Source organism: Methanothermobacter sp. THM-1, assembly GCF_009914355.1.
GTDB lineage: Archaea > Methanobacteriota > Methanobacteria > Methanobacteriales > Methanothermobacteraceae > Methanothermobacter > Methanothermobacter wolfei.
Genome location: NZ_CP044013.1, coordinates 1,028,349 through 1,043,322, shown reverse-complemented (window position 1 = coordinate 1,043,322; position 14,974 = coordinate 1,028,349). Strand labels below are relative to the sequence as shown.

Genomic DNA, 14,974 nt, shown 5'->3' with positions numbered 1-14,974 from the left:
TTCTCAGCCCCCCTTTTTACTGGAACCTGTCAGGATTTTTCCTGACAATCTCCTGCCTTTCACCTTCAAGTTCCTTCGCACTCTTCATGTAACTGTTTGCCAGTTCTATATTTGAGTTTCCTTCTTCGGTCTGGTTGAGCCTGAACATCTCGATGGCACTTTTAAGTTGAGAAGTCGCGTTTATCTTCGCCTCAAGTTCAGATACAAGGAGTTCAATGTAATTGATTATAACAGGGTCGCCATCGTTCCTGGCATAACCAAGGGCCTCAGACGCGAGGTTCCTTGCAGAATTGTATTCTGAGGCTGCAAGTTCACACTTTGAGAGGGCATCATCAAGTTTAAAATCATTGGCTGCCATGGCTGATTCATTGAAGTAGGAGTCACCATTCTTTATATGCTCGTTTATCTCGGGTATCAGCTGGTTAATGTTACCTTTACCTGAGTCTATACAGCCACTCACACCTACAATGGCAAGAAGCAGTACCAGAATATGGATCCTTTTCATGGAGGAGATTTTTGGTGTTTGGGAAATAAAAGTTTTGGGTTGGAACTCCCACAGGCCTTGGGATTCATCCAGGCCCCTCTGATTCATTAGAAAACTTATAATGCATGGAACAATAGATGATCATGGGGTAGTGCAATGAAAATCAGATACACCACATTAATTGTAAAGGATATGGGGGAGTCAGTCGCCTTTTACACGGGGTCATGGGCTTCAAGGTGGACAGTGAATATGATCTGGGACCTCATGGAAGGATCACCCTCTTAAGGGTGAAGGAGATACCTTCATTGAACTCATAAGCAACCCTGTGCATGAACCCGGCCTGTTTTCAGTGGACATGGAGGTTGATGACCTTGAGGGTACATTAAATGAACTTAAATCAAGGGGTGCAGGGGTTACCATGGAGCCCGTTAAGATAAGCGTGGGATACCTTGCATTTATAGAGGACCCAAATGGAGTCAGAATAGCACTGATTCCAGCACACCGATAGATGAAGAAAAAATTAGGTGGTTTTAGTACCACAGTCCATGTATGTTGCAGTAGGCCCTGACCATGAAGTCTGATTCCGGGTCAACACTGAATTCAGCCTCTGCCCTATCCCCTGGTTTCAGGTCAGCCCTGCAGACACCCTCAGATGTAACCAGTTCTATCCACTGTATATGGTGGTTCTCCTCCATCGGATGGGGTACCTCACCAACCTTTACATGAACACCACTTTCGGTCTTTTCAATGACCGGCACATGCTTCTCAGGTCCAACATCGGTTCTCCTTGCAACCAGGAGTTCCATGGGCTGGTTGCAGCATACAAGCTGTCCATGGCCTGGATTCAGGATCTCAACTATGTTCCCGCATACACTGCAGCGGAATATCTGGTTCCTTTCTGTCATTCACAACCCTTCAGTATTCCTCACATTTAACCTGGAAGTACCTGGCGGGGTGATCACATGATGGACATTTCTCTGGGGGCTCCGTGCCCTCATGGGTGTAACCGCACTTCCTGCACACCCATGTTACGGGTTCATCCTTCCTGTATACCTTTCCTGTTTCAACAAGTTTCAGGAGCTTTCTGTAGCGTTCTTCATGGTGTTTCTCTGCATCAGCTATTGCCCTGAGCCTCTTTGCAATTTCAGGGTACCCCTCCTCCTCTGCAGTATCTGCAAATTCAGGGTACATTTCAGTGTTCTCATAGTGTTCGCCTTCAATGGCGGCTATGAGGTTCTCATCGGTGGTTCCCAGGGTCAGGGGTGCTTCAGCATCCACGACGATTGAGTTAAGATCCTCACCGGCCTCCTTTTTGAGGTCATTTATCATGCGGAACAGCCACTTGGCATGTTCACGTTCATTGTCTGCGGTGGTCAGGAATATTTCTGATATCTGTTCAAATCCTTCCTTCTTAGCAATTTTGGCATAGAAGGTGTACCTGTTCCTTGCCTGACTCTCACCAATAAAGGCCTTTGTAAGGTTCTCAAGGGTCTTTTTCATAGTTTTCACCCATACCTATTTACAGATTAAGATTGTCCCTTATTCTATAAATATTTATCTCATGATTTTTTTATTAAGCAGGGGCATATGGGTTTATTTTAATATTCCTTCGCTCAGGTTCATCTAAAGGGGGAAGTCACCTGGCAGAGCCCCTGAAGGTGAAGGTCCTTGCATTGAGGGCGACTATCACGGTACTTGCCGACATTAGTATGGCCCCCATTGCAGGTGTGAGCAGTATGCCCTGCTGGTAGAGGACCCCGGCTGCTAGGGGCAGTGCTATTGCATTGTAACCCGTTGCCCAGATGATGTTTTCCTTCATCTTACTGTAGGTTGCCCCTGCAAGGTCCATCAGGTCAACGAAGTCCAGGGGGTTGCTCCTTACAAGCACTGTATCAGCACTCTCAATTGCAACATCGGTACCCGCCCCTATTGCAACACCGATATCTGCCTGTGCAAGGGCAGGGGCATCGTTCACACCATCCCCCACCATCGCAACCCTCCTGCCATCCTCCTGCATCCTCCTGATGACCTCATACTTCTCCTGGGGTGTAAGCTCCGCATGGTACTCCTCCAGGCCGAGCTCCCCGGCAACCCATTCGGCAACCCTCTGACGGTCACCCGTTAACATGACGCACTCCACGCCCCTTGATTTAAGTATCCTTATGGCATCGGCTGCCTCAGGCCTTATGATATCTGCAAGTCCAATGCAGCCGACGGGTTCATCGTCAACCGTGACAATTACAAGGGTCTTCGCCTCCTCCATGAGGTCGTTGATGATGGTTTCAGGGATGCTGAAACCCAGCTTCCGGGCGTAAGCGTAACTCAGGACCTTGACCCTGGAATCATTAACGTAACCCATAACACCCCTACCAGGGATTGTGCTGAACCTATCAACAGGGAGTAATTCGTCAACGGCTTCAACTATCCCCCTTGCTATGGGGTGGCTGGACTGGGACTCAACGGCCGCAGCGTAACTCAGCACCTCACCCTCATCGGTTTCAGGGCTGAAGGATATGACGTCTGTTATCCCCAGCTCACCCACCGTAAGGGTGCCTGTTTTATCAAAGACCACTGTATCGACTTCCCTGGCACTCTCAAGGGTCTTTCTGTTTTTTATCAGTATACCCCTCCGCGCTGATATTGCGGTGGATACCGCCACCACCAGGGGCACTGCAAGGCCAAGGGCATGGGGGCAGGCGGTGACCATGAGGGTTACCGCGCGTTCAACAGAAAACAGGGCCCCCATTCCAAGGAGGTACCATACCATGAAGGTTAAAAATCCACCCCCAAGGGCTATTAGGGTCAGCCAGAAGGCAGCCCTGTCTGCAAGGACCTGGGTCCTGGTCCTGCCCTCCTGGGCCATCCCCACAAGTTCAATCATCTGTGAGATGAATGATTCCTCACCCATACGTTCAACTTCAATGGTGAGGGACCCTCCGGTGTTAACCGATCCACCGATGACCCTGTCCCCCCTGGACTTTTTGACGGGAGAGGATTCACCGGTAAGCAGTGATTCATCCACATGGGACTCCCCCTTTATAACGGTCCCGTCTGAGGGCACCCTCTCACCGGACCTTACAAGTACAAGGTCTCCTAGCTTCAGGGATTCGATGGGCACATCAATGACTTTCCCATCACTCAGGAGGTGGGCTTCAGCCGGCAGGAGCCTCGCAAGCCCTGCAATGGTATCTGAAGCCCCCTTGACGGATTTCATTTCAATCCAGTGTCCCAGGAGCATCACATCAATAAGGGTTACAAGTTCAATGAAGAAGACCATACCCTCAACACCAGCTGCAACAGCGAGGCTGTAGATGTATGCAACAGTCACTGCAACCGCAATGAGGGTCATCATACCCGGGCTTTCTCTCATTAACTCCTCCAAAGACCCCCTGAGGAAGGGGTAGCCCCCGTAGAAGAATATGATTGATGAGAGTACAGTTACAGCCAGTTCGCTACCGGGAAAACTCAGGATAACGGTCCCTGTTGGAAGCTCACCAAGGAGGATTACGGGCACGGTGAGGATAAGGCATACTATGAATCTTTTCCTGTAGTCCATGGCATGGTGATGGTGCATATCCATATTCAAACTCCCCTTATGTATTCAAGTATCTCATTATCATCCGTGGATGGTGGATAACATTTTTCAGGGTCACAGAGGTAGTAGGTGCATTTACCATTAACCATCCCCTTGCTCCTGAGGTGCCCTGGTGCAAAGGACCAGTCAGAGGCCTCATCCTTCAGGGTGATGGTGAAGTCAGGGATCAGCTCCCTCCTGAGACCCTCAAGGATCCCTGGGGTATGGGGGCAGATCACGGTGAGGGATCTTCCACCCTTCAGGGCCCATTCCAGGTGGCTCAGGAGGAAGGTGTGGGCTGATGGCGCTGACTTAATCCTTGATGCGAAGGCCGATACTATTCCACGAGCCATCCCGGTTAATTCATCATCCTCCAGTATTGAACCAAGCCTGAGGAGGTTTAACATATGCACCGAGTTACCTGAGGGGATTGCACCCTCAAGGCTGTCCTTCCTCCTCACAATAAGGCCGCAGGAGTCATTGGTAAAGTAGAAGCCCCCGTCAGGGGCCATGAAGTTTTCCTTAAGGACTTCTGAGAGCTCCAGCGCCATTTTAAGGTACTTCTCTTTGAACGTTGCATCGTACATCTCAAGGAGTCCCCATATAAGGAAGGCATGGTCATCAAGGCTGCCCCCTATGGCTGCTTCACCTTCACGGTAACGGTGCATAAGCCTCCCATCAACCCACAGATTATTTCTTATGAACCCGAGGCACTTCCTACTGGATTTCAGGGCTTCAGGGCTTCCGGTGATCCTGTGGCACCTCGCAAGGGCCCCTATCATGAGGCCGTTCCAGTCGGTAAGCACCTTATCATCCCTTGAGGGCGGGGTGCGCTCAAGCCTCCTTTCAAGGAGGACCCTTCTTGCATTATCTATCCTCTCCCTGAGTTCATCGGTGGTGATCCCATACTCCTCAGCCACCTTCTCAGGGGATCTTACGTGTAATATGTTCTCACCCCTCAGCTCCCCTGCACAGTTCCCGTCCTCAAGGACATTGAAGTAGCTCATCACCAGGGGCGCCTCATCACCGAGGAGTTCCCTTATCTCGGAAGCCCTCCAGAGGTAGTATTTGCCCTCAACACCCTCACTTTCAGCGTCCTCTGCAGAATAAAAGCCCCCTGCGGGTGACTGCATATCCCTTAACACGTATTCAGTTATTTCAAGGGATGTGTCCCTGTAGAGTTCTCTCCCTGTAACCGAGAAGGCGTCGAGGTATGCTGTGAGGATCAGGGCCTGGTCATAGAGCATCTTCTCAAAATGGGGTATGGTCCATGATGGTTCAACCGCATACCTGTGGAATCCATAACCGAGATGGTCGTATATGCCACCGTACCTCATCCTCTCAAGGGTCAGGTTCACCATTTCAAGGGCCACTTCATCCTTCCTTTTAATATGGTGCCTCAGGAGGAAGTGGATGTGCTGGGGCACCGGGAACTTCTGATCGGAACCAAAACCTCCATGTGTCCTGTCAAACCCCCTTTTCAGAGCTTCGAAGGCCCTTTCAACGATTTCCAATCCCACATCCCCGGGCCTGGATTGTTTCTTAAGGGCCCTCACAACGTCCCCTGCAGTTTCAATTACGGTTCCTGGATCCCTCTCCCACAAGAGGGCCACCCTCTCAAGTATGGTTTTAAGTCCGGGCATCCCTGCCCGGTCCTCGGCTGGAAAGTAGGTCCCTGCAAAGAATGGTTCGCCTTCAGGTGTTGTGATAACGGTGAGGGGCCATCCCCCTGTCCCTGTCATCATCTGACAGGCCTCCATGTATACGGCGTCGATGTCAGGGCGCTCCTCCCTGTCAACCTTAACCGCAACAAATTTTTCATTAAGCATATCGGCGATTTCAGGGTCCTCAAAGGACTCCCTTGCCATCACATGGCACCAGTGGCATGTTGAATAACCTATGGATAGAAAAACTGGTTTATTATGTTTCCTGGCAGTTTCAAACGCCTCTTCACCCCATGGATACCAGTTAACAGGGTTATGGGCGTGCTGCAGGAGATACGGACTTTTCTCATGGATCAGGCGGTTTGTGAATTTATCATCCTTCATGGGTTCCCCCCTCAGGTTCATTTATGTTTATCAAGGGTTATTAATATTAACATGGCCCTCCCATAATCCATTTACCAGTCAGTAAAATCCCCCTTCTTTTCGAATCATTTATTTATCCGTCCGGTCAAAACATCCTTAGATAATGGATGCAGGTGATCCTATGAGTCTCATAGTAACCTATATAAGCACCAGGGGATGCGTTATAATCGGAGATAAACGCAGAATAGCCTACTTCGGTGACAGGTCAGCCAGGGAAAAACTTGAGGAGGAACTGTACAGCGGCAGGATAAAGAGTGATGAGGAACTTCAGAGGAGGGCATCCGAGCTCGGCCTCAACATAAAGGTCACTGACGATGCATGCAAGGTGAGGAGCATAGGGGATGTTGTTGTTGGTGAGATAAGCCAGAAGACACCCTTCGAGACAAAGAGGAGGAGGATCTATGCAACAACAGGCGCCTACCAGATAATCGAACTTACAGGGTCAAGGATAACCAGCATGGAGAAGGGTGATACAGCCATAATAGTCTTCGGAAATAGGATAGCCAAGGAGATCACAAACGGTTTCCTCAAAAAGAGGTGGAAGACCAGGACAACCCTCAAGGAAGTTTCAGAGCTTCTCACCGAGCTCATGGAGCATGTTTCATCAAGGACACCATCGGTCGGAAGCAAATATGACCTTTTCATGAAAAGCCCTGCCCTGGATAAGAAGAGCGCCCACAGAATCCTCAGCGAGACCATCGTAAGGGACGTGAAGGTGCTTCAAAAGTGGAGGGCTAAACTCAGACAGGAAATGCTTGAAAGGAGCGAGGAAATCAGACTTGCATCTAGGATACTTACCGAGGGCGAGGTTGGAAGGGTTACCGGCCAAGATGGCAGACACATTGAGGTTAAACTTTCAGAGGGTGTTGAGGCCTATGACACCCGCTGGAAGCATGTTGCAGGTGCCGGTGAAAAGGTACTCATGAGAATTCCTGGTGAGGGCAACGTGGATGTGGGAGACAGGGTCGTTGTGAAGGATGAAAACCTCTGCGTTGACGGGAAGGACCTGAGCCTTGAATGTGATGTTATAATCTGCAGGAAAGAGTCATAATAGCCCTCTGATGTCCCTCAATGGCTGATGGGTCCTCTGAACCGGTTTGCGGTCTCAGCCCCCCAGGGAGAAACCTTTATAGATGCTTTTACAGAATTAAAGGAAGGTGATCAGATGAAGTTAACATTTCTTGGAAGTGGTGGTGGACGATTTCGCCACCATAACACAGAAGAGGATGACCGGCGGATTAAGGCTTGATGATATTGCCGGGATGAACATCCACATCGACCCCGGCCCAGGAGCCCTTGTAAGGTCCTACCAGTTCGGCCTTGACCCCAGGAAGCTTGATGCTGTGATGGTATCACATTCACACACAGACCACTACACCGATGCAGAGGTGCTGATAGAGGCCATGACCCGCGGGATGACACGCCACAGGGGTGCCATGATCGGGAGCCTGAGCGTCATGGAGGGCTACCGGAGCTGGGGGCCGTGCATATCAGATTACCATAAGGGAAGATCTGAATGCCTGACCCTTGCCCCTGATGAGACCCTCAGACTGGGCGGACTTGAGATCAGGGGTACCGAAACGGTCCATGGCGACCCCACAGGGGTAGGTTTCCAGCTGAAGACAGAGGAGCTTACGGTCTCATACACATCGGATACAGAGTACTTTGATGGTCTTCCAGAGGAGCACATGGGTGCTGATGTCCTTATCTCAAGCGTGATAAGACCTGAAAATGAGCATATAAGGGGACACATGTGCACGGATGACTTCATAAAACTCGTGGAGGAAGTGAGTCCAAGGGTTGCCGTAATGACCCACCTTGGGATGAAGATGATACTTGATAACCCGGAAGGGGAGGCGATGAGGGTTCAGGAGGCCACGAAGACGCGCGTACTTGCAGCCAGGGATGGTATGTCCCTTAAATTTGATGATGGAGACCTGGTGGATGTCCATGTTAAACTGTAGTATTTATCCTTTTCATTGTGACGTGGACCCCCCGGTCCCCATCCAGGGGAAAATTTTATTAAACAGAAACTATACTGATTCAATCATGCCTCGATAGCTTAGGTGGTAGAGCGCGGGATTCGTAATCCCGAGGTCGCGGGTTCAATCCCCGCTCGGGGCTCTATTTTTTTCATGCAGCGGCTCTGTTAAAAGGGCTCCTACCAGTAACCCAAGGGCTATTGCAACAACTGTCATTGCAAATAGGCCAATCTCTGCGATAGATGTCAGATAATTCTTTCCAATCAGATTTGCAAGTCCTATGAACCCTATTGATCCGGGTGCAAGGAACCAGAACGCCGGGTAAAGGGTGACAAAGTGGGATGTTTTACTAAACGAGCCGCGGGGGGCTCTCCTGGATGAGAACGTGGTAAAGGGTGACAAAGTGGGATGTTTTACCCGCAATTTCAATGCCCCTTGCAGTGACCGTCATTGACAGGGCGCCAAGGAAGGCCCCCAGGAGCCCCCCAGCAATAAGGTTACCTATCTGCTGTCCCAGGAGAGCTGTGTAGAGCACAAGGAGAATCCAGGGGAAGTCACTCCTCCTGACTGACAGGAACAGGTATATGCCTGTTGCAAAGAGGACAGCTCCCAGGTAGGGGCTGTAGATGAATGAACTGGTGATTTTGATTGCTGTAAATTCCTGCTGGGGGAACCCGTTCAGCTGCATCCCCATCAAAACTCCAAAGAGTAAAAGAAGAAGCAGCATACACGCATATATAACCCTGCTTGACCCTGAAACCAGTTCCTGGCTTGCAAGTTCATACATACCCGTGGTGATGGTAACCCCCGGGATGAAGTATATGAGGGGAGGTACAAGGAGGCTCAGGTTGCCTGTCATGAGGCCCTCACAGATCATGAAGAACGCAACACTGGACACTGTAAATGATGCAAGGACAGGCATTATAAGGGATAGCCTCTCGTTACCATAGCTCATGACTATGAGAAAACCTGCAATCAAACTCAGGAATGATGAATAGGTTATCAGGCTGAGGTCAGGCTGTATAAGGAATGCTATCCCCACCGAGAGGAGTATGTAGCCTGAAAACATCCCCAGCCTTCCAGAGCGGTGAGGACTTCTTCTTATACTAACCAGTTTATCCAGGGCAGATTCAGGGTCAACATGTCCCTCCTTAACGTCATCGATGAGCCTGTAGATCTCCGTGACCTGGTGCAGGGGAATGAAACCAGGGGACTGGGCCGCCAGGCTCATCCTTGAGACATCCCCTCCCATCTTTATTATCAGCATGGTGGGGAGGACAGAGACCTCCACCATGACACCCAGGGACCCTGCAATGGACCTCAATATCCTCTCTGTCTCGGTCACAGAGTTCCCTGATGCTATAAGGGCTCTGCTGAGCTCTTCAAGGAACTCCATCAGCTTCCCGGTCATTCTATCCATCGTACCCTATCTGTTTATGTCTGTGGGGTGTATGTAGCCGGCCCTTATCATGTGGTCAGCAAGGACCATTGCAACGGATGCCTCGGCCACCGGGACAACCCTGGGACATATGCATGGGTCATGTCTGCCATGGATTTCAATCTCGGTCTCTTCCATGGTTTCAAGGTCCACCGTCCTCTGGGGGAGTGATATTGATGGTGTCGGCTTTACGGCTATCCTTGCAGTTACAGGCATCCCGCTGGATATGCCTCCCAGTATACCGCCTGAGGTGTTCGTGTTCGTCTTTATGGTTTCACCGTCAAGGTAGTACTCATCGTTTATTTCACTTCCACGGTGCTCCGCAACCCTGAATCCCATCCCTATTTCAACACCCTTAACGCTCCCTATTCCCATGAGGATGCGGGCAAGGTCAGCGTCTAGTTTGCCAAAGACAGGATCCCCGAGGCCAGGCGGCACACCCGTTGCAACCACCTCAACCACGCCTCCAACAGAGTCACCCCTCTCCCGAGCCTCAAGGATAAGTTCCTCCATTAGCCTGGCTGCCTTCGGGTCAGCGCAGCGCACAGGGTTCTTCTCGGCGTATTCACCTATGAGTTTAAGGTTAACCCTGCTGGCCCTTATATTCCCTATCTGGATTACATGGGCATTTACACGGACACCCCACCTTTCGATGAGCTTCTTTGCAACGGCTCCACCGATCACATGGCCCACTGTAACCCTTCCACTGCCACGGCCACCCCCACGGTAGTCGTAGTGTCCGAACCTGGCCTTCCATGTGTAATCACCGTGCCCGGGTCTCGGCCGGTTTTTCAGGTCAGTGTAGGCTGATGAGTCAACGTCCCTGTTTCGCACGATACCTGTTATGGGGCTTCCGTCGGTTTTACCCTCGAACACGCCGGACAGTATCTCCACCCTGTCAGTTTCACCCCTGGGAGTTGTTATGCTGCTTGTACCGGGCCTTCTCCTGTCAAGTTCCCTCTGGATGTCCTTTTCAGACAGTTCAAGACCGGCGGGGCAGCCGTCAATAACGGCTCCAAGGGCAGGGCCATGGCTGGATCCAAAGGTGGTCACCCTGAAGATTTCACCTGTACTGTTCCCTGCCAACAGGAAGCACCCCTAATTTCTTGATGGCAGCATGGGTATTAACCAGCCAACAAAGCTGTCAACACTCCTTGTCTGCATGTAAACGGTTCCGGTACCCTCAAACTCAGCAACAAGGCCCTCGCCACTCAGGAGGGTGCTCTTAAGTCCGCCGACCTTCCTGATTTTGAAGTCAAGACCTTCTGTGAATGCAACTATATGTCCTGTGTCAACCACGAACCTTTCATTGTTCAGTTCACGGTTATAGATGGCACCGAAACTTGAAAGGAAGACCGTACCCCTGGCTGTGAGTTTAAGAAGGAAAAGTCCTTCCCTTCCAAGCAGTGTTTTAACTCCACCGAACTTTGTATCGATATCCATGTCCTCCGGTCCCGCAAGGAAGGAGCCGCTCTGGGCATAGATTGTCCCGTTCACATCAAGGGCCTCTATGTCACCGGGGTAGGATGGGGCCAGCTGTATGCTCCCATCACCCCTGGACCTGAAGGTGTTGAGGAATATGCTTTCCCCTCCAAGCAGGGATCTTTTAGCAGCCCCGAAGAGGCCCCCTGTCTCTGTCTGGATCTCTATGCTAGGGCTCATACTAACCATTGCACCTGCCTCGGCCTTTATGGCCTCCCCATCCGAGAGTTCAACATCCACCATACTGAAACTGGGTCTATCTGTGATTTCATATCTCATAGAGTTATTTCTGTCTCTGCTGGTTAATATAACCTATTAATGTTCTATGGAGATGAACGCTTCCATGTCCTGTCTCTGGATTTTATGGAAAGCTTTAATTTGCTGTTCGTATCTACCGGTATAATATGAGGATTATATGGAAGGTCTATTCCTGGCTCCTTGACCATTATGGACCCCAGGGGTGGTGGCCCCTCCTTGACAGGGATACCATGACACTAAGGTACCATCCAGGGGACTACACTCCACCCTCAAACCCTGATGAGGTCTTCCAGGTGATGGCAGGGGCTGTCCTGACCCAGAACACATCATGGAATTCTGCGGCAATGGCACTCATCAGACTGGCTGATAGGGGTGCCCTTGATGCCCGATCCATCCTTGAAATGGATGACCATGAACTTCAGGAGGCCGTTAGATGCGCAGGATTCTACAGGCAGAAGTCCTCCTACCTCAGGGGGGTCGCGGAGTTCTTCCTCTCCCTTGATGGATCATCACCCACAAGGAAGGAGCTCCTGGGTGTGAGGGGTGTTGGGGAGGAGACCGCTGATTCAATCCTCCTCTACGGATACAGGAAGCCGGAATTTGTTGTTGACGCCTACACCAGGAGGATATTCTCCCGCCTCGGAGTTATAGGTGGGGATGAGAGATACTCCAGGATAAAGGAACTCTTTGAGGGATCACTTGAAGCTGACTTCAGGGTCTTCCAGGAGTACCATGCACTCATTGTCAGGCACGGGAAGACCCATTACAGAAATAAACCCTACGGCGAGGGAGACAGACTCCCCCTGCAGTTAAAGGGGGTAGAAGCCCCTGATTCAGGGGTCCGGGGTGATTAACCTGATTGACTTCACTGACATCAGCGTGGCCATCATAAAGAGAACATTCAAGGGCAGGTTCCGGCTTGCAGCACTCACAGGAAGGTCAGGGATCTTCAGACGGATCGTAGACAGGCTCTTCTTTGAAGGTGATGATATACAGGTCATACCGAGGAACGCCTCCATTGAGATAAACAGGAGTATCCCGGGGGCTCAGGGCACGGTTGTTCCTTCCGATGTCCTCAGGGAGATGATAGGGCGCTCAAAGTACATATTCAGGATGGACTTCTGCATCTGCAGGGAATCCTCTGGCTGCAGCAGGTACCCCCGGGACCTTGGGTGCATCTTCCTTGGCAGGGGAGCTGCAAGGATATCCGATAAGGTTGGAAGCCTTATTTCAGCCAGGGAGGCCCTTGAACATATAGACAGGTGTCAGGAGGCGGGCCTGGTCCACATCATAGGCAGGAACAGGATAGACTCGGTATGGCTTAACACGGGCCCTCATGATGAGCTCCTCTCCATCTGTAACTGCTGTGAATGCTGCTGCCTCTGGAGGATGACACCCTACCTGCATGAAGACATCACATCCATCACACCAATGGAGGGCGCGAGGATGCTTGTTGACGGTGAGAGGTGCACCGGCTGCGGTGCCTGTGAAGAAATCTGCTTCACGGGCGCCATAAGAGCGGGTGATGGAATTGAACATGACCGGGACAGATGCCTTGTATGCGGGCGCTGCGCTGAGAGATGTCCTGGAAAGGCCCTCAGGGTGGTTGTTGACCCTGAAGCGGTTGATGAAGCCATAGGGAGGGTGGAGGTCCTTGTTGATGTTGAGTCGTAGAAGGGGTATGTTTTTTTACCGGGATGTCGTAATAAAGAATAGGTCTAACAGATCCCGGCCATAATTATACCTGTGAGTGATAGTATGGAGTTTCCCAGAAAGAGGATGCGAAGGTTGCGAAGAAGTCCGCAGATAAGAGAAATCATTAGAGAGACCCGTATTCATCCATCAGACCTTATCTACCCCCTCTTTGTGAGTGAAAGGCTGAAAAGGGGTGAGCTTGAAGAGATAGGGACAATGCCAGGACAGTACAGGTACTCTGTGGATGACGCAGTTGCCGAGGCATCCCGACTTGAGGACATGGGCCTCTCATCCGTCCTTATATTTGGAATGCCTGCAGTTAAGGATGAACTCGCATCATCGGCCCATGAACCGGATGGTGTTGTTCAGAGGACCGTGAGGAGACTGAAGGAAGAAACAGACCTTGTTGTCATGACGGATGTGTGCCTCTGCCAGTACACAAGCCACGGGCACTGCGGGGTTGTGGTTGATGGAGAGATAGTTAATGATGAAACCCTTGAAATAATCTCAAGGATAGCCCTCTCCCATGCAGAGGCCGGGGCGGATGTCGTGGCACCATCGGACATGATGGACGGACGGGTTGCCGTCATAAGGAAGACCCTTGATGACGCAGGATTCCAGGACACCCTGATAATGTCATATGCGGTTAAGTATGCATCATCATTCTATGCACCCTTCCGTGATGCAGTGTCATCGGCACCTTCCTTCGGTGACAGGAAGTCCTATCAGATGGACCCTGCGAACCTTGAAGAGGCTGTCGTCGAGGCCGAACTGGACCTGAAGGAGGGCGCTGATATAATCATGGTGAAACCGGCCCTTCCCTACCTTGACGTGATAAGGACCCTCAGGGATAACTTCAGGGCCCCCATCGCAGCCTACAATGTCAGCGGGGAATATTCGATGCTCAGGGCAGCCATAAGCATGGGCTACCTTACCGATGAATCAATACATGAGGTGCTCCTGTCAATAAAACGTGCAGGGGCGGGTCTTATCATTTCCCACTTCGCACCGGACGTGCTGGAGGTGATCTAGATGGACCCCCTCTATGTTTCAAGGATCGCCCAGCTTGCAGCTGTACTGGAGGTGAGCGGATACCCCAAGCCCGGAAACGTCCACAGGACCCGTGACTTTGATGACATGGTCTTCGAGGACTTCCTTGTAAGCGGGGTAATCATTGGGGATACCATGAGACTTGCAGCAGAGAGGGGTGAGGACCTCAGTGACCTAACAGACCTTTCAGTGGCAGGCATTGGAGAGCTGATACTCAGGGCTGTTGAGGAGACCCGCAGCTGGGTTTCCACCAACACGAACCTGGGTATAGTCATGCTGCTCACACCGCTCTCTGTCGCCGCAGGAATGGTTGATGACAGGGACCTCCAGGGTTTAAGGGAACACGTTAACAGGATAATCCTCCAGACCACCTCTGAAGACGCTGTTAACCTCTACAGGGCCATTTCAATTGCAGACGCCGGTGGCATGGGTGAACATGAGACCCTTGACGTCAATGACCCGGAGTCACAGGAGAGGATACTTAAGGAGGGGATAACCCTCTTTGACACCCTGAAGATGTCGGCCCCATGGGACCTCATCGCAAGGGAATTAACATCCTCCATGCCCGTAACATTTAATGTAGGGTTCCCTGTATTCAGGGAAACAGTAGGGGAGTATGGGATGAACCTGGCCGTTGTCCAGACATTCATGACCATACTCTCAAGGTTCCCTGACACGCTCATAGCAAGAAAGTACGGTGAGGATGTTGCAGAGGAGGTCAGGGAGGAGGCCTCTGATATTGTTGAAAGGGGAGGCGCTCTTACAGATGCAGGCCTCAGGAGGGTTGAAAGGTTTGACAGGAAGCTCCACAAGAACGGCTGGAACCCGGGGACAACAGCCGATTTAACGGCATCATCCCTGATGGTGGGGCTGCTTGACTATTATTCGGATCAGTGAATGTATCACCTGAATTCAGATGATGAA

The 14,974-nt window shown here is 51.1% G+C and carries 15 protein-coding genes and 1 tRNA gene; 8 read left to right on the top strand and 8 right to left on the bottom strand.

Annotated elements, in window-relative coordinates:
• Positions 1 to 16 precede the first annotated feature (16 nt).
• On the bottom strand, positions 17 to 505 hold the full coding sequence (locus tag FZP57_RS05410; protein WP_074359100.1) for a hypothetical protein: 489 nt from the start codon (positions 503 to 505) through the stop codon (positions 17 to 19).
• A 334-nt stretch (positions 506 to 839) separates the two neighbouring features.
• Here FZP57_RS05410 and FZP57_RS09470 point away from each other — a divergent pair, with 334 nt between their 5' ends.
• Positions 840 to 992, top strand: coding sequence for a VOC family protein (locus FZP57_RS09470; protein WP_370518347.1), 153 nt, complete (start codon positions 840 to 842; stop codon positions 990 to 992).
• A gap of 22 nt (positions 993 to 1,014) precedes the next feature.
• On the opposite strand, the gene FZP57_RS05400 is transcribed toward FZP57_RS09470, so the two are convergent.
• The 4 genes from FZP57_RS05400 to FZP57_RS05385 all read right to left on the bottom strand — a co-directional run bounded on the left by FZP57_RS05400 (position 1,015) and on the right by FZP57_RS05385 (position 6,106).
• Positions 1,015 to 1,389 carry a desulfoferrodoxin gene (locus FZP57_RS05400; protein WP_074359099.1) on the bottom strand — a complete coding sequence of 125 codons (375 nt, stop codon included), beginning with the start codon at positions 1,387 to 1,389 and terminating at the stop codon, positions 1,015 to 1,017.
• 10 nt (positions 1,390 to 1,399) lie between these two features.
• Positions 1,400 to 1,984 carry a rubrerythrin gene (rbr, locus tag FZP57_RS05395; RefSeq protein WP_074359098.1) on the bottom strand — a complete coding sequence of 195 codons (585 nt, stop codon included), beginning with the start codon at positions 1,982 to 1,984 and terminating at the stop codon, positions 1,400 to 1,402.
• A 136-nt stretch (positions 1,985 to 2,120) separates the two neighbouring features.
• Positions 2,121 to 4,064: a heavy metal translocating P-type ATPase gene (locus tag FZP57_RS05390; RefSeq protein WP_238337849.1), complete on the bottom strand. Its 1,944-nt coding sequence runs from the start codon at positions 4,062 to 4,064 to the stop codon at positions 2,121 to 2,123.
• Between the two features lie 2 nt (positions 4,065 to 4,066).
• A complete protein-coding gene (locus FZP57_RS05385) occupies positions 4,067 to 6,106 on the bottom strand; it encodes a thioredoxin domain-containing protein (RefSeq protein ID WP_074359776.1) in 2,040 nt (679 codons plus the stop codon).
• A gap of 160 nt (positions 6,107 to 6,266) precedes the next feature.
• On the opposite strand from FZP57_RS05385, the gene FZP57_RS05380 reads away from it, so the two are divergent.
• From FZP57_RS05380 to FZP57_RS05370, 3 genes are all read left to right on the top strand, one after another.
• Entirely contained in the window at positions 6,267 to 7,196 is a 930-nt protein-coding gene (locus FZP57_RS05380; protein WP_074359097.1) for a DUF2121 family protein, read from the top strand.
• Positions 7,197 to 7,338: 142 nt separating this feature from the next.
• Positions 7,339 to 8,109: an MBL fold metallo-hydrolase gene (locus FZP57_RS05375; protein ID WP_340222428.1), complete on the top strand. Its 771-nt coding sequence runs from the start codon at positions 7,339 to 7,341 to the stop codon at positions 8,107 to 8,109.
• Positions 8,110 to 8,196: 87 nt separating this feature from the next.
• Positions 8,197 to 8,269: transfer RNA gene (locus tag FZP57_RS05370), tRNA-Thr, on the top strand.
• 207 nt (positions 8,270 to 8,476) lie between these two features.
• Here FZP57_RS05370 and FZP57_RS05365 read toward each other — a convergent pair.
• The 3 genes from FZP57_RS05365 to FZP57_RS05355 are packed head-to-tail and all read right to left on the bottom strand — an operon-like array spanning position 8,477 to position 11,290.
• On the bottom strand, positions 8,477 to 9,538 hold the full coding sequence (locus FZP57_RS05365) for a threonine/serine exporter ThrE family protein (RefSeq protein ID WP_191216031.1): 1,062 nt from the start codon (positions 9,536 to 9,538) through the stop codon (positions 8,477 to 8,479).
• Positions 9,539 to 9,553: 15 nt separating this feature from the next.
• A complete protein-coding gene (gene aroC, locus FZP57_RS05360) occupies positions 9,554 to 10,651 on the bottom strand; it encodes a chorismate synthase (RefSeq protein ID WP_074359096.1) in 1,098 nt (365 codons plus the stop codon).
• A 12-nt stretch (positions 10,652 to 10,663) separates the two neighbouring features.
• Positions 10,664 to 11,290, bottom strand: coding sequence for a TIGR00266 family protein (locus FZP57_RS05355; protein ID WP_238337848.1), 627 nt, complete (start codon positions 11,288 to 11,290; stop codon positions 10,664 to 10,666).
• Between the two features lie 161 nt (positions 11,291 to 11,451).
• On the opposite strand from FZP57_RS05355, the gene FZP57_RS05350 reads away from it, so the two are divergent.
• The 4 genes from FZP57_RS05350 (at position 11,452) to FZP57_RS05335 (ending at position 14,947) form a co-directional block, all read left to right on the top strand.
• Complete coding sequence (locus FZP57_RS05350; RefSeq protein ID WP_074359094.1) at positions 11,452 to 12,159, top strand: endonuclease III domain-containing protein; 708 nt, start codon at positions 11,452 to 11,454, stop codon at positions 12,157 to 12,159.
• Positions 12,152 to 12,979: a 4Fe-4S binding protein gene (locus FZP57_RS05345; RefSeq protein WP_238337847.1), complete on the top strand. Its 828-nt coding sequence runs from the start codon at positions 12,152 to 12,154 to the stop codon at positions 12,977 to 12,979. Before FZP57_RS05350 ends, FZP57_RS05345 begins: the two co-directional genes overlap by 8 nt.
• 84 nt (positions 12,980 to 13,063) lie before the next feature.
• The gene (hemB, locus tag FZP57_RS05340; RefSeq protein WP_191216030.1) at positions 13,064 to 14,032 is read left to right on the top strand and encodes a porphobilinogen synthase; all 969 of its coding nucleotides are present in this window, start codon (positions 13,064 to 13,066) and stop codon (positions 14,030 to 14,032) included.
• Positions 14,033 to 14,947 (top strand): triphosphoribosyl-dephospho-CoA synthase, encoded by a 915-nt coding sequence (locus tag FZP57_RS05335; RefSeq protein WP_074359092.1) that lies wholly within the window; start codon positions 14,033 to 14,035, stop codon positions 14,945 to 14,947.
• Positions 14,948 to 14,974 lie beyond the last annotated feature (27 nt).

What these genes read in the sequence shown, in the direction of transcription:
- FZP57_RS05355 (WP_238337848.1), bottom strand. Translation starts at nt 11,290, where the DNA reads ATGGTGGATGTTGAACTCTCGGATGGGGAGGCCATAAAGGCCGAGGCA.
- FZP57_RS05410 (WP_074359100.1), bottom strand. Translation starts at nt 505, where the DNA reads ATGAAAAGGATCCATATTCTGGTACTGCTTCTTGCCATTGTAGGTGTG.
- rbr (WP_074359098.1), bottom strand. Translation starts at nt 1,984, where the DNA reads ATGAAAAAGACCCTTGAGAACCTTACAAAGGCCTTTATTGGTGAGAGT.
- FZP57_RS05380 (WP_074359097.1), top strand. Translation starts at nt 6,267, where the DNA reads ATGAGTCTCATAGTAACCTATATAAGCACCAGGGGATGCGTTATAATC.
- FZP57_RS05335 (WP_074359092.1), top strand. Translation starts at nt 14,033, where the DNA reads ATGGACCCCCTCTATGTTTCAAGGATCGCCCAGCTTGCAGCTGTACTG.
- FZP57_RS05385 (WP_074359776.1), bottom strand. Translation starts at nt 6,106, where the DNA reads ATGAAGGATGATAAATTCACAAACCGCCTGATCCATGAGAAAAGTCCG.
- FZP57_RS05400 (WP_074359099.1), bottom strand. Translation starts at nt 1,389, where the DNA reads ATGACAGAAAGGAACCAGATATTCCGCTGCAGTGTATGCGGGAACATA.
- FZP57_RS05350 (WP_074359094.1), top strand. Translation starts at nt 11,452, where the DNA reads ATGAGGATTATATGGAAGGTCTATTCCTGGCTCCTTGACCATTATGGA.
- FZP57_RS05365 (WP_191216031.1), bottom strand. Translation starts at nt 9,538, where the DNA reads ATGACCGGGAAGCTGATGGAGTTCCTTGAAGAGCTCAGCAGAGCCCTT.
- FZP57_RS09470 (WP_370518347.1), top strand. Translation starts at nt 840, where the DNA reads ATGGAGGTTGATGACCTTGAGGGTACATTAAATGAACTTAAATCAAGG.
- hemB (WP_191216030.1), top strand. Translation starts at nt 13,064, where the DNA reads ATGGAGTTTCCCAGAAAGAGGATGCGAAGGTTGCGAAGAAGTCCGCAG.
- FZP57_RS05390 (WP_238337849.1), bottom strand. Translation starts at nt 4,064, where the DNA reads ATGGATATGCACCATCACCATGCCATGGACTACAGGAAAAGATTCATA.